Source organism: Streptomyces sp. NPDC028308, from assembly GCF_055565855.1.
In genome coordinates this window covers 255,912-269,790 of the sequence record NZ_JBVHTO010000011.1, presented here as the reverse complement: position 1 = coordinate 269,790, position 13,879 = coordinate 255,912, and the positions used below count along the sequence as shown (strand labels likewise).

At 74.2% G+C, this 13,879-nt stretch carries 13 protein-coding genes; 12 read left to right on the top strand and 1 reads right to left on the bottom strand.

Going from position 1 to position 13,879, the window contains the following annotated elements; translation table 11 throughout:
- Nucleotides 1–88 precede the first annotated feature (88 nt).
- From ACZ4VA_RS26230 to kynU, 11 genes are all read left to right on the top strand, one after another.
- Nucleotides 89–388 (top strand): hypothetical protein, encoded by a 300-nt coding sequence (locus tag ACZ4VA_RS26230; RefSeq protein WP_389390089.1) that lies wholly within the window; start codon nucleotides 89–91, stop codon nucleotides 386–388.
- 413 nt (nucleotides 389–801) lie between these two features.
- Nucleotides 802–1,332, top strand: a complete 531-nt coding sequence (locus ACZ4VA_RS26225; RefSeq protein ID WP_356163781.1) for a DUF2617 family protein — start codon at nucleotides 802–804, stop codon at nucleotides 1,330–1,332.
- 143 nt (nucleotides 1,333–1,475) lie between these two features.
- Complete coding sequence (locus ACZ4VA_RS26220; RefSeq protein ID WP_468082648.1) at nucleotides 1,476–3,155, top strand: polyamine aminopropyltransferase; 1,680 nt, start codon at nucleotides 1,476–1,478, stop codon at nucleotides 3,153–3,155.
- Between the two features lie 79 nt (nucleotides 3,156–3,234).
- On the top strand, nucleotides 3,235–4,197 hold the full coding sequence (locus tag ACZ4VA_RS26215) for an SRPBCC domain-containing protein (protein WP_468082646.1): 963 nt from the start codon (nucleotides 3,235–3,237) through the stop codon (nucleotides 4,195–4,197).
- 140 nt (nucleotides 4,198–4,337) lie between these two features.
- A complete protein-coding gene (locus tag ACZ4VA_RS26210; protein WP_356163783.1) occupies nucleotides 4,338–5,129 on the top strand; it encodes an aldose epimerase family protein in 792 nt (263 codons plus the stop codon).
- Nucleotides 5,130–5,173: 44 nt separating this feature from the next.
- A complete protein-coding gene (pyrE, locus tag ACZ4VA_RS26205) occupies nucleotides 5,174–5,722 on the top strand; it encodes an orotate phosphoribosyltransferase (RefSeq protein ID WP_355790993.1) in 549 nt (182 codons plus the stop codon).
- A 333-nt stretch (nucleotides 5,723–6,055) separates the two neighbouring features.
- Complete coding sequence (gene fbaA / locus ACZ4VA_RS26200; protein ID WP_355790996.1) at nucleotides 6,056–7,078, top strand: class II fructose-bisphosphate aldolase; 1,023 nt, start codon at nucleotides 6,056–6,058, stop codon at nucleotides 7,076–7,078.
- Between the two features lie 99 nt (nucleotides 7,079–7,177).
- On the top strand, nucleotides 7,178–8,677 hold the full coding sequence (locus ACZ4VA_RS26195) for an MFS transporter (protein WP_355790999.1): 1,500 nt from the start codon (nucleotides 7,178–7,180) through the stop codon (nucleotides 8,675–8,677).
- Nucleotides 8,678–9,133: 456 nt separating this feature from the next.
- Nucleotides 9,134–9,547 carry a DUF3151 domain-containing protein gene (locus ACZ4VA_RS26190; RefSeq protein WP_355793884.1) on the top strand — a complete coding sequence of 138 codons (414 nt, stop codon included), beginning with the start codon at nucleotides 9,134–9,136 and terminating at the stop codon, nucleotides 9,545–9,547.
- A gap of 169 nt (nucleotides 9,548–9,716) precedes the next feature.
- Nucleotides 9,717–10,571, top strand: a complete 855-nt coding sequence (locus ACZ4VA_RS26185; protein ID WP_468082642.1) for a tryptophan 2,3-dioxygenase family protein — start codon at nucleotides 9,717–9,719, stop codon at nucleotides 10,569–10,571.
- Nucleotides 10,564–11,748, top strand: a complete 1,185-nt coding sequence (gene kynU, locus ACZ4VA_RS26180; protein ID WP_356163784.1) for a kynureninase — start codon at nucleotides 10,564–10,566, stop codon at nucleotides 11,746–11,748. The genes ACZ4VA_RS26185 and kynU overlap by 8 nt, the downstream gene beginning before the upstream one ends.
- A 235-nt stretch (nucleotides 11,749–11,983) precedes the next feature.
- Here kynU and ACZ4VA_RS26175 read toward each other — a convergent pair whose 3' ends face one another.
- Entirely contained in the window at nucleotides 11,984–12,592 is a 609-nt protein-coding gene (locus ACZ4VA_RS26175) for a TetR/AcrR family transcriptional regulator (RefSeq protein WP_356163785.1), read from the bottom strand.
- Between the two features lie 353 nt (nucleotides 12,593–12,945).
- Here ACZ4VA_RS26175 and ACZ4VA_RS26170 point away from each other — a divergent pair, with 353 nt between their 5' ends.
- Nucleotides 12,946–13,854, top strand: a complete 909-nt coding sequence (locus ACZ4VA_RS26170) for an alpha/beta hydrolase family protein (RefSeq protein WP_468082640.1) — start codon at nucleotides 12,946–12,948, stop codon at nucleotides 13,852–13,854.
- Nucleotides 13,855–13,879 lie beyond the last annotated feature (25 nt).

The following is a 13,879-nucleotide window of genomic DNA, read 5'->3' as shown; positions in this document are numbered from 1 at the left end:
GGGGAAGCACGGGGGGCGCACGGTACGCATCAACGGACAAGGGGCCCACGGGGGGTCGCTTCGGGGGAAGTGGAAGGAGGGTGGCGCCATGTTCGCAGGCATCATCCTGGCTGTCGGTCTGGTCGCGCTGGTCGCGGTGTTCAAGGCCGCCGGACGGGGCCGGGGGAAGGCCGCGCGCCTGTCGAAGGGCCGCACCTCGCGCTCGCGCCGCACGGGCGGGAACGGGAGCTGGTGGGCGGGCGGTGGCGGCGCGGCCCAGTCGTGCGGATCGTCCGGCGGTGGCCACCACGGCCACTCCTGCGGCGGAGGCTCGTCGTGCAGCAGCGGCTCGTCCTGCGGAGGCGGGTCGTCGTGCGGCGGCGGAGGCGGATGCGGAGGAGGCAGCTGACACGGGGCAGCTGAGCTCCCTTCGGGGGAAGCGCGTCCGCGCACCGGAGTGCCCGTCGGGGGAGTGCCCCCGACGGGCACTCCGGCGTTCCGGCGGGCCCGTTCCCGTGACTTCGGCGGCGACGGCGGGTCCCGGTTCCGCGGCCGTGCGGAACGGCGGCGTCCGGGGGGCGCGCCCGCGCTCCGGGCGCACGCCGTGGTTGAACAGTTGAGCTGTGGAGCCCTCGGGGGGATGGAAACCCTACGAAGTTGGGTAAAAACGCAGTGGTGCCGCCACAGTTCATGATTCCCTCTAAATCACCAACGCGGCCCTCGGATTTGTCCCTCCTGACCGGACTGACCTGGCCGATCCCCCGGTACCGACGGGGTGCGCCGGGCCCCCCACCTCCCTTTGCGTAATAGCGGAGCCGACCCATGCTCACGACCCTGAACACCTCGTACACCGACACGCGTGCGGCCGACCTCGCCTGGACCCTGGGCCGCGAGCCGCTGCCGGCGCTCGCCACGCTCGACCTCGAACTGGCTGGCGCGAAACTCCAGTTGCGGCTGCTCGGAGCCTCCCACCAGGTGATTCTGGAGGAGGACAGGGGCAGTTGTTCGGAGACCGTCGCGTGCATCGCCGGCAGCAGCACCCCGCTGCCGCTCGGCGTCGCCAAGCGCATCGGCGACTGGGAGTACGAGTTCGCGGCCCGCGTCGAGACGCTGTCGCACGGCTCCTTCGCCGGGCGCGCCCAGGAGTTGCTGGCCCTCGTGGCCGACCACCCCCACGGCCTCGCGGGCGTCTTCCCCGGCAGCCCGCACGCCTTCACCGCCATGCTCGCCCAGCGCCACGAGGGCCAGGTGCACTGGCGCACCTGGCACGCCTACCCGCAGGACGGTCAACTCGTCGCCACCCGGACGAGAGTGGGTGTACGAGTCCCGTCCCTCAGTCCGTCCGCCGTCTGACCGGCCGGACCCCCATTTCCCTCCGGCCCCGCGGGGCACGGCCGTCGCGGGCCCCGGCCCCGGCGGGCGGTCTCGCACAGACGGCCACGTTCCACACGTGTGGGTGACGAGGCGTGCCGCCGCCGTGACGTAGCGTTCGCAGCGTGATCGATCCGCACGCGCCCTCCCCCACACGCGGCTTCACGCGATCACGGGGAGCCCCGACGCCCGGCGCGCCGCCGCCGGGGGGCGAGCGGGGCCCGGCGCGGCTGCCCGTGCGGCCCGGCACCGGACGGTTCTTCGTCCTCGCCTGCGTCTTCGTCTGCGCCGCCTGCGGACTCGTGTACGAACTCGAACTCGTCGCCCTCGCCTCGTACCTGATCGGCGACTCCGTCACCCAGGCCTCCGTCGTGCTCTCCGTGATGGTCTTCGCGATGGGCATCGGCTCCCTCGCCGCCAAACGGCTGCGCTGCCGCGCCGCGGCCGGCTTCGGCGCCGTCGAGGCCGCCCTCGCCCTGGTCGGGGGATGCAGCGCGATGGCCCTGTACGCGATGTTCGCCTGGACCGGGGACTGGGGCGGCGCCTGGGCGAGCGGATCGCGCTGCCTCCTGGTGGCGTTCTCCCTGGCCATCGGCCTCCTCATCGGCGCCGAGGTCCCCCTCCTCATGGAGCTGATCCAGCGCATCCGGCGCCAGGACGCGGGCGGCGCCGTCGCGGACCTGTTCGCCGCGGACTACGTCGGCGCGCTCGTCGGCGGCCTGGCCTTCCCCTTCCTGCTGCTGCCGCTGCTCGGCCAGCTCACCGGCGCCCTGCTCACCGGCGCGGTCAACGTGGTCGCCGGCGGGACGCTCGTCCTCGGCCTGTTCCGGCAGGACCTCACCCGGCGCGCGCGATGGCTGCTGGTCACCGCCAACGTCGTCGTCCTCGGCCTGCTCGCCACGGCCGCCCTCCTCGTCGACGACTTCGAACGGGCCGCGCGCCAGGCCGTGTACGGCAGCGACGTGCGCGTCGCCCTGCAGACCGGCGTCCAGGAGGTCGTCCTCACCGGCGGCACCCACGGCCGTCCCCTCGACCTGTTCCTCGACGGACGCCTGCGGGTCAGCGGACGCGACGAGCACCTCTACCACGAGGCGCTCGTCCACCCCGCGCTGAACGGACCGCGGGCGCGCGTTCTTGTTCTCGGCGGCGGCGACGGGCTCGCCACCCGCGAGGTGCTGCGCCACTCCGGGGTGCGCCGCGTCGACGTGGTCGAGCTGGACGCCGGAGTCGTGCGCCTGGCCCGCCACGACCCCGCCCTGTCCGCGCTCAACGGGCACGCCTTCGACGACCCGCGCGTCCACGTCACCGTCGGCGACGCCTTCGACTGGCTGCGCCGCGCCCGGGGCACGTACGACGTGGTGATCTCGGACCTCCCGGACCCGGGCATCACCCCGAGCACCAAGCTCTACTCGCAGGAGTTCTACGGCCTCGCCCGGCACGCCCTGGCCCCCGGCGGCCGGCTCGCCGTGCACGCGGGACCCGTCCTCTCCCGGCCCCGGATCTTCTGGACCGTCGACGCCACGGTGCGGTCCGCCGGGCTGCGCACCGCGCCGTACTGCGCCGGCGGGCGCGACTTTGGGTTCGCGGCCGGCCCCGACCGTACGACCGGCGCCTCCCTCGCCCCGCGCGACTGGGGCTTCGTCCTCGCCGCCCGCAGCCGCCCGCCGCTGCGCGCGGACCCGCGCGAGCCCCCGTCGCACGGCCTCACCGGCGCGGCGCTCGCCGCCGACGCGCGCGCCGCGGCCGCCACCCGCGTCACCGGCCTGCCGCCCTCCACGCTGATCCACCCGCGGTACGCCGACTGAGTCCCCGGGCGCACGGATACCGGGAGAATCCCGTGACGCAGGGGTGCGCTTCGAGCCATGCTGGGTAGGCTCGGCTGACATGGACCATGAGGTGTTCGTTCCGGTTCCGGCCGAGCGGCTGAGGGAGGCGCTCGCCGACCCCGCGCGGGTCGCTCGGGCGGTCCCGGGGCTCCATCAGGACGCGGGGACCGCGCCCGTCTCCGGGCGGCTGAAGGTACGCGTCGGGAGCCACAGCATCACGTACCGCGGAGCGCTGCGGGTCGCCGCCCGGGACGACGGTTCCTACGCCGTCGAGGGCGACGCGACCGAGTCCCGCGGCAGCGGCTCCGTCAAGCTCGCCCTCACCCTGCGGCTCACCGCCACGGACGGCGGGACCACGGTCGCCTTCGGCGGCGGCGCCACGGCGGACGGGCGGGTCGAGGAACTCCCCGCCGACGCGGTGGCCTCGGTGGCCGCGCGGCTGCTGGACCGGTTCGCGGAGAACCTGGGAGCGGGAACCGCGCGGGCCACGGAGCCCGCCGAGGGCGCCGGTGAACCGGCGTCCGCGGGCGACGGCTCCTCCGCGACGGCGGACGGCGGGTCCGCCGGGACCGGGCCCGGAGCGGCACCCCGCGAGGACGCCTCGCCCGTCGCGCCGACGCCTGCCGCGCCCGCCGAGGACGACGGGACCGACGGGGCCGACGAAACCGGCGACTCGGCGGGGCCCGTCCCGCCCTCCGTCTTCGAGACCGACGTGCCGCCGCCCGCCCTCGACCCCCTCGCCGAGGAGGAACTCGACGCGGAGCAGGCGGAGCGGGAGTTCGTGGCCGAGGGCCTCGACGGACCGGACGCACCGCCCGCCGAGGCGGCGCACGCTCGCCGGACGATGATCGGGCGGAGCGCGGAGGAGGTCGACCACGCGCCGCCGCGCGGACGGTACGCGCCGGTGCCCGCGCCCGAGTCCGGGGCGGCCGGTGCCACCCTGCGCTGGGCGGCGCCCGCCGCGGCCTTCGCGCTGGCCTCGGCCATCGTCGTCAGCCGGGCCCTGCGCAGACGCCGCTGATCAGCCATCGTCGTCAGCCGGGCCCTATGCAGACACCGCTGAGGTGTCCCGGCGAGGCGGGCCCCCTCGGCGGCGTACGTGCTTCGCCTCCGGTGCCGGACGGGCTGATCGGCACGCCGCCGGGCCAGTAGGGTCATCACGTGAGTAACGAAGACATCACGCTGACCGCGGGCGACGCGGAGGTGACCGTACAGCCGGGAAACGGCGGACGGGTGGGCGGACTGCGGATCGGCGGCGTCGAACTGCTGCGGCAGGGACCCAAGTTCGGCTGCTTCCCGATGGTGCCCTGGTGCGGGCGCATCCGAGACGGACGCTTCCGCGACGGCGGCGTCCTGCGGCAGATGCCCCTCAACTCCCCGCCGCACGCCATCCACGGCACCGTCCGGGACGGCGCCTGGCGCACCGCGCGGGCCGGCGACGGCGAGGCCGTCATCACGTACGACCTCGTCGACCCCTGGCCGCACCCCGGCCGCGTCACCCAGATCGTGACCCTGACCGAGGACAGCCTCACGCTCGCCATGGCCGTGGAGGCGCACGAGTCCTCCTTCCCGGCGCAGATCGGCTGGCACCCCTGGTTCAACCGGAACCTCGGCACGGGTGAGGACGCACGGCTGGACTTCGCGCCCGCCTGGCAGGAGGAGCGCGGCGACGACCACCTGCCCACCGGGCGGCGCACCGAGCCGGGGCCCGGCCCCTGGGACGACTGCTTCGGGATGCCCGACGGCGTCGACGTCACGGTCACCTGGCCCGGGCACCTGGAGCTGAAGGTCACCAGCCCCGAGCAGTGGGTCGTCGTGTACGACGAGCAGGAGGCCGCCGTCTGCGTGGAGCCGCAGACCGGACCGCCCGACGGGCTCAACTCCCAGCCCAGGCTGGTCACCCCGATCGAACCCCTGGAAGCCGCCACCACCTGGACCTGGCGACGCCTCTGAGGCGGGCGCGGGACGGGCCCGGCGGCGCCTCTAAGCTGGCTGGCATGAGTGACGTACGCGGCGCGCTGCTGCAGCAGATCAAGGACAAGGCCGTGGTGCACGGCAAGGTGACCCTCTCCTCGGGCCTGGAGGCTGACTACTACGTCGACCTGCGCCGCATCACCCTCGACGGGGAGGCCGCCCCGCTGGTCGGCCAGGTGCTCCTGGACCTCACCGCGGAGCTCGACTTCGACGCGGTGGGCGGCCTCACCATGGGCGCCGACCCCGTCGCCGCGTCCATGCTGCATGCCGCCGCCGCGCGCGGGCGTCGGCTCGACGCCTTCGTGGTGCGCAAGGCCGCCAAGGCGCACGGGCTCCAGCGCCGGGTCGAGGGCCCGGAGATCAAGGGTCGCCGGGTCCTCGTCGTCGAGGACACCTCCACCACCGGCGGCTCCCCGCTCACCGCCGTCGAGGCGGTCCGCGAGGCGGGCGCCGAGGTCGTCGGCGTCGCCACCATCGTCGACCGGGCGACGGGCGCCGCCGAGAAGATCCGGGAGGGTGCCGGGGTGCCGTACCTGTTCGCCTTCTCCAAGGACGAGCTGGGCCTCGACTGAGCCTCGTCCACCAGGTCGTGTCCGCAAAGTCCCGTCGTCCGCCCGGAGGGCGGGTTCCGGGGCCGTCTGGTGCGTGCTCTCGGGGTGCCGGGCGGAGTCCCTCGTACTGGGCGTACTCGGGGCTTCGCCCGGTGCGGCGAGAGTGCGTGCCAGGCGTCGCGGAACAGGCGGGACTTTGCGGACACGGCCCAGGGCCCGGCCCGGTTGTCCACAGGCCGGACGCCCTGGATGGACCATCGGGCCGAGTCTGGAAAGATGGGGCCGACGATGACGTCGCCCCCCTAGGTCAGGGCCGTAAGCACCACGCCACCCGCACATACAAGGAGCGGACAGATGCCCATCGCAACCCCCGAGGTCTACAACGAGATGCTCGACCGGGCGAAGGCAGGCAAGTTCGCCTACCCGGCCATCAACGTGACCTCGACCCAGACCCTGCACGCTGCGCTGCGCGGCTTCGCGGAGGCCGAGAGCGACGGCATCATCCAAATGTCCACCGGCGGCGCCGAGTTCCTGGGCGGCCAGTACAGCAAGGACATGGTCACCGGTGCCGTGGCCCTGGCCGAGTTCGCCCACATCGTCGCCGAGAAGTACCCGGTCACGGTCGCGCTGCACACGGACCACTGCCCCAAGGACAAGCTCGACGGGTACGTGCGCCCGCTGCTGGCGGTCTCCGAGGAGCGCGTCAAGGCCGGCCGCAACCCGCTGTTCCAGTCCCACATGTGGGACGGCTCGGCGGAGACCCTCGCCGACAACCTGGCCATCGGCCAGGAGCTGCTGGAGCGCGCCCGCGCCGCGAAGATCATCCTCGAGGTCGAGATCACCCCGACCGGCGGCGAGGAGGACGGCGTCACGCACGAGATCAACGACTCGCTGTACACGACGGTCGACGACGCCATCCGTACGGCCGAGGCCCTGGGTCTGGGCGAGAAGGGCCGCTACCTGCTGGCCGCCTCCTTCGGCAACGTGCACGGCGTCTACAAGCCGGGCAACGTCGTCCTGCGTCCGGAGCTCCTCAAGGAGCTGAACGAGGGCGTCGCCGCCAAGTACGGCAAGCCCTCCCCGTTCGACTTCGTCTTCCACGGCGGCTCGGGCTCCTCGGCCGAGGAGATCGCCACGGCCCTGGAGAACGGCGTCGTGAAGATGAACCTCGACACCGACACGCAGTACGCGTTCACCCGCCCCGTCGCTGACCACATGCTCCGCAACTACGACGGTGTCCTGAAGGTCGACGGCGAGGTCGGCAACAAGAAGACCTACGACCCTCGCACCTGGGGCAAGCTCGCCGAGGCCTCCATGGCCAAGCGGGTCACCGAGGCGTGCGCCAACCTCCGCTCCACCGGCACGAAGATCAAGTAGTCCCGGTCCTCTCCGGCGAAGGGCCCGCCCCCCGTGGGGCGGGCCCTTCGCCGTCACCAAGCCTGGCCGTACGGCGCCCGACGCGGGATGATCGGCTGCATGGCTGCCCCGCCGCAGGAGACCCCGGCCATCAGGATCGCCTCGCCCCAGGGCAGGTGGATCCTGCTGGCCACGGTGCTGGGGTCCGGCATGGCCCTGCTGGACTCGACCGTCGTCAACGTCGCCCTGCCCCGCGTCGGCCGCGACCTGGACGCCGACCTCGCCGCGCTCCAGTGGACGGTCAACGCGTACCTGCTCACCCTGGCGGGCCTGATCCTGCTCGGCGGTGCCCTGGGCGACCACTTCGGGCGGCGGAAGATCTTCGTGATCGGGGTGGTGTGGTTCGCGGCGGCCTCGCTGCTCTGCGGGCTGTCGCCGAGCGCGGGCGTCCTCGTCGCGGCGCGCGCCCTCCAGGGGGTCGGCGGGGCGCTGCTCACCCCCGGTTCGCTCGCGCTGATCCAGGCGTCCTTCCATCCGGACGACCGGGCGAAGGCGGTGGGGCTCTGGTCCGGCTTCGGCGGGGTCGGGGCGGCCGTGGGGCCGTTCCTGGGCGGCTGGCTGGTGGACGGGCCGGGCTGGCGCTGGGTCTTCCTCCTGAACGTCCCGCTGGCCCTGCTGTGCGTGCCCGTCGCGGTACGGCACGTCCCCGAGTCGGCCGACGGGCGAGCCCACGGGCACTTCGACGTGCTCGGCGCGGTGCTGGCCGCCGTGTCGCTGGCCCTGGTGACGTACGCGCTGACGGAGGCCCGCAACGGCACCGTCGTCGTGGTGGTCACGGCGGTCGCGGGGCTCGCGGCCGGGGTGGCGTTCGTGGTGGTGGAGCGGCGGCGGCCCGATCCGATGCTGCCGCTGGAGGTGTTCGCGTCCCGGCAGTTCACGGCGGTCAACCTCGTGACCCTCTGCGTGTACGCGGCCTTCGGCGGCTTCTTCTTCCTGACCGCGCTCCAGCTCCAGGTGGTGGCCGGCTACTCGGCCCTGGAAGCGGGTACGGCCCTGCTGCCGACGACCGTGCTGATGCTGCTGTTCTCGGCCCGTTCCGGTGACCTGGCCCAGCGGATCGGCCCGCGGCTGCCGCTGACGGTGGGGCCGCTGCTGTGCGCGGCCGGGATGCTGCTGATGCTGCGGGTGGGGCCGGACACCTCGTACGTGCCGGACGTCCTGCCGGCGGTGCTGGTCATGGGCGCGGGCATGGTGACCCTGGTCGCGCCGCTCACGGCCACCGTGCTGGCCTCGCTGGACGCCGGCCGGGCGGGGCTGGCCAGCGGGATCAACAACGCGGCGGCCCGGGTGGCGGGCCTCGTCGCGGTGGCGACGCTGCCGTTGCTGGCGGGGATGGGGCCGGAGGCGTACCGGTCGGCGGAGCAGTTCGACGCCGCGTTCCGGCGGGCGATGCCGTGGTGTGCGGGGGTGCTCGTCGTGGGGGCGGTGGTGGCGTTCACGACCGTACGGCGGCCTCGGCCGGAGTGCCGGCGCCCGCAGTGCCGTACGCACGGCTGGCTTACGGCCCCTCCCCTGGAGTCGGCCCGCCCGTCCCCCGACCCTCCGGAACCCCCGCGCTGACCCCGGCCGACGGGGGTGGACCGGCGCCCACGGGTACCGCCCACGCAGGCCCAGTCACCCCACGCAGATCCGGCACCCGGTGCCACGGCTGGGTGGGGTGGGTCGGCGAGCCCGGCGCCTACGGGGTGCCGCTGCGCCCACCCGTGCCGCCCCGAGCGGCACGCATGCCCGCAGCTAGGGCCACCGGGCCCGCGCCCCCGCGCCACGGCCCCCACATACCGCAAGCCGCCATCGCACCGGAGGGGCCGTGCCGTTACATCAAATGGCCGTCGAGACGGGGACGTACCCGACCGAGGAACGCTGGTGACGGACGCCCACAACAACTACCGACGGCCGGATGTACCGGCACGGCCCCGACCCATCCACCGGCCCCACAGCGCGCGGCGCCCACCGCTCCCTCCGGCCCCGCCGCGCCCGGCGCCCACCGGCCCCTCCGCATGGCGCAGACTGGAGCCCATGAGCCTTCACGAGAACCTCCTCGGGGGACCGCCCCCGACCGAACTGCCCGACGACCCGGAGCCCCGCGAGCTCCTCGCGAACGGCACTCCCCCCGCCGACGTCGCCGCGAAGTACCCCACCTCCTCGCTCGCCTGGGCCCAGCTGGCCGACGACGCCTTCGAGCGCGCCAGCGTCGTCGAGTCGTACGCCTACGCCCGTACGGGCTACCACCGCGGCCTGGACTCCCTGCGCCGCAACGGCTGGAAGGGCCACGGCCCGGTCCCGTGGGAGCACGAGCCGAACCGCGGCTTCCTGCGCGCCCTGCACGCCCTCGCCCGCGCCGCGCAGGCGATCGGCGAGCAGGAGGAGTACGAGCGCTGCAGCCAGTTCCTGAAGGACTCCTCGCCCACGGCGGCCCAGACGCTGGGCTAGGTCCCGTCGCCCCGACCGCCGGCCGCGGTCGCCGGGCCCGCCTGGTGTGACCAGGCGGGCCTTGCGGTTTCGGGGGACCATTGCGGAGGATGCGCGGTGGGGACCGGGGCCCCCGTGCCGGTAACGGCAGGGGCGGACCGCTACCCGGAGTACGCAACAGGAGACAGCGATGTCCCAACAGGCTCATCAGACTCAGCCCGCAGAGGCTCAGGAGCCCGAGACCCCGCATCTCGACTTCCAGGGGACCACGCCGTACGAGGACTACGTACAGGCGGACGTCCTGACCCACCTCCAGCACACCCTCTCGGACGACCCCGGCGAGATGGTCTTCCTGGTGACGACCCAGGTCATGGAGCTGTGGTTCACGGTCATCGTGCACGAGTGGGAGACCACGGCGCGCGCCCTGCGCGCGGACGACGTGAAGACGGCCGTCGCCGCGCTGAAGCGCTCGGTCCGCGAGCTGGAGGCGCTCAACGCGTCCTGGCGCCCGCTGGGCCAGCTGACCCCGGCGCAGTTCAACTCGTACCGCAGCGCCCTCGGCGAGGGATCCGGCTTCCAGTCCGCGATGTACCGCCGCATGGAGTTCCTGCTCGGCGACAAGTCCGCGTCGATGCTCGTCCCGCACCGCGGGGCACCGCGCGTGCACGCCGAGCTGGAGAAGGCGCTGCACGAACCGAGCGTGTACGACGAGGTGCTGCGGCTGCTCGCGCGGCGCGGGTACGCGATCCCGGACGCGGTGCTGGATCGCGACGTCGCGAAGAAGTACGAGCCGTCGCCGGAGGTGGAGGCCGTGTGGACGGAGCTCTACGCCGGGGACGAGAGCGGTGAACTCGCCCGCCTGGGCGAGGCGCTGACCGACGTGGCCGAGCTGGTGTGGCGCTGGCGCAACGACCACCTGGTGGCGACCCGCCGCGCGATGGGGGCCAAGACCGGCACCGGCGGCTCGGCGGGCGTGGCCTGGCTGGAGAAGCGGGCGCAGAAGAACGTGTTCCCCGAGCTGTGGACGGCGAGGTCCCATGTCTGAGGTGCGCACCAGGGCGAAGGAACTGGACGCGGCCGACCCGCTCGGCGCACTGCGCGAGCGCTTCGTGCTCGACGACACCGTGTACCTGGACGGCAACTCGCTGGGCGCGCTGCCCGTGGCGGTGCCGGGCCGGGTGGACGACGTGGTCCGCAGGCAGTGGGGCGAGCTGCGCATCCGGTCCTGGGAGGAGAGCGGCTGGTGGACCGCTCCGGAGCGGATCGGCGACCGCATCGCCCCGCTGGTGGGGGCCGCCGCCGGCCAGATCGTCGTCGGTGACTCGACCAGCGTCAACGTGTTCAAGGCGGTCGTCGGCGCGGTGCGCCTCGCGGGGGAGGGGCGCGACGAGATCCTGGTCGACGCCACGACGTTCCCGACGGACGGGTACATAGCGGCGTCGGCGGCGCGGATGACCGGGTGCACGCTGCGCGCGGTGGCCCCCGACGAGGTGACCGGGGCGCTGGGCCCGCGGACGGCGGCGGTGCTGCTGAACCACATCGACTACCGCACGGGCCGGCTGTACGACCTGCCCGGGCTGACGGCGGCGGTGCACGAGGCCGGGGCGTACGCGGTCTGGGACCTGTGCCACAGCGCGGGGGCTCTGCCGGTCGGACTGGACGAGCACGGGGTCGACCTGGCCGTCGGCTGCACGTACAAGTACCTGAACGGGGGCCCGGGTTCACCGGCGTACCTCTACGTGCGCGCGGAGCTCCAGGACCGTTTCGACTCGCCGCTGCCCGGCTGGAACTCGCATGCCGAACCCTTCGGCATGCGGGGGGAGTTCGAGCCCGCGCAGGGTGCGCTGCGCGGCCGGGTCGGCACGCCGGACATCCTCTCCATGCTCGCGCTGGAGGCGGCTCTGGAGGTGTGGGACGGCGTCGGAGTCGAGGCGGTGCGGGCCAAGTCGCTGGCGCTGACGGACTTCTTCCTGGAGTGCGTCGCGGCGTACGTGCCCGAGGGCCGCGTGGAGTCCCTGACCCCGGCGGCGCACGAGGAGCGGGGCAGCCAGGTGGCGCTGCGCTGCGCGGACGCCGGTGCGGTGATGAAGCGGCTCATCGAACGCGGAGTGGTGGGCGACTTCCGGCACCCGGACGTCCTCCGCTTCGGGTTCACCCCGCTGTACGTCGGCTTCGCGGACGTGGAACGGGCGGTACGGGTCCTGGCGGAGGTACTGGAGTAAGCCCCACGGCCCGTCGTGCGGGCGGAACCCACAGCCCGCCCGCACGACGCACCGGCCATCCACCGGGGCCCCACGCACCGGAACCCGCATCGCGCCGGACCCGGCACCACACACCGGACCGGGGCGCCACGCACCGGAACCCGCACCGCGCCGGACCCGGCACCACACACGGACCGAGGCGCCACGCACCGGAACCCGCACCGGAAAACGGCCCCTCCGCACGGAGCGGCGGCGGTCACCCGTCGGTCGTGTACACCCCGGCCGCCGCCGCGGCCACAGCGGCCCGTGCCGCCCGGTCCGCGGCGGCCGGGTCGGGAGCCGTGCCCGTGGTGAGCAGGGTGTAGTAGAGCGGAGCGGACACGGCCCGCACGACCTGCGCCGGGTCGGTGCCGGCAGGCAACTCCCCGCGCTCGACGCCGCGTCGGACGCACGGCACCCACTCCGCGACGCGCACCTCGTAGAAACGGGCCAACGCCTCCGCCGTACGCGCGTCGCACGTGGCCGCCGCGATGACGGCGCGGAACAGCGCGCCCTGCCGGGGGTCGGCCAGCGTCCGCTGGACCAGCGCGGCGTTGGCGCGCAGGTCCTCCAGCACGGAGCCCAGGTCGGTACGGCTCAGGGACTGCTCGGCCATGTCGGCGAGGAGGTCCGCGACGAGGCCGGTGACGTTGCCCCAGCGGCGGTACACGGTCGTCTTGCCGACCTCGGCCCGCCGGGCCACATCCGCGAGGTCGAGGTGCGCGAAGCCCCGCTCGACCAGCATGTCCCCGGCCGCCCGCAGTACGGCGGCACGCACGCGCGCGGTGCGGCCCCCGGGTCGTACGGTGCCGGGCTCGGCGGACATGCGGCCTCCTGGGGATGCGGCGGAAGGGGTGGGGCGGACAGGAACATGCCGGACAGGGACAGGGACAAGCCGGCCGAGAAGCACAGCGCACAGCGCATGTCGCACATCGCACGTCACGCGCCGCCCGGCCGGGATGCGGTGGTCCGAACCGGGGGAACCGGGGACTACCGCGCACCCACCACCAGCGTAACGAAACAGCAGAACCGTTTAACCCTCACCCAGCGTGACATCCACCTGTCCGCGCACGTCACCGGCCTGATACCGTCCCCGCCAACGGCCGAATCCCTCCTGGCCCCCTCCGAACCACCTCCGTCTTCCCGTCCAATTCCGTTTCGCCGCTGAGAGGTTGGAGCATGCCGGACGACGCCGTCCCCCGTGATGCCGAAGGCCGTGACGACATCGTCCGCGACGCCGCCGAAGAGGCGTCCGCCTTCTCGCATCCGGCCGTCGACCCGGACTCCACCGTGGCGTACGGCGACCACCCCGACCAGGTGATCGACTTCTACGCCCCGCGCGGCCCCGAGACGGCCGTGCCCGCGCCGGTCGTGGTGGTCCTGCACGGCGGGGCGTGGCGGGCGCCGTTCGACCGCCGGCACGTGACCCCGTTCGCCGACTTCCTGGCCCGGCGGGGCTTCGCCGTGGCCAACGTCGAGTACCGGCGCGGCAGCGCCATCCCCGCGCAGGGCGGCACCGGCCCCGTCGCGGGCCGCTGGCCGGACACCTTCGACGACGTCGCGGCGGCGCTCGACGCCCTGCCCGGCCTCGTCCGGGAGGCGCTGCCCCAGGCCGATCCGCGCCGCGTCGTCGTCACCGGTCACTCGGCGGGCGGGCACCTGGCGCTGTGGGCGTCCGCCCGCCACCTCCTGCCGGCCGACGCCCCCTGGTTCCTCGACCGTCCGGCCCCGCTGCGCGGCGTCGTGGCGCTCGCCCCGGTCGCCGACCTCGGTGTCGCCGAGGAGCTGGACGTCTGCTCGGGCGCGACGGTCCAACTCCTCGGCGGCGGCGCCAAGTTCGCCGAGCGCAGGGCGTACGCGGACCCGGCCCTGCTGTTGCCGACCGGCATCGCGACCACGCTCGTGCAGGGCCGCGGCGACATCGTGGTGCCGCAGGCCGTCGCGGAGTCGTACGCGGACGCGGCGGCCAAGGCCGGCGAGGTGGTCGGCCTGACCCTCCTGGAGGGCGTGGGCCACTTCCCTCTCATCGACCCCGCGGCGGACGCGTGCGCCGTGGTCGCCGAGGAGATCGCCCAACTGGCCTGGTGACGACGGGAGCGGAGCCGCTCTGCAC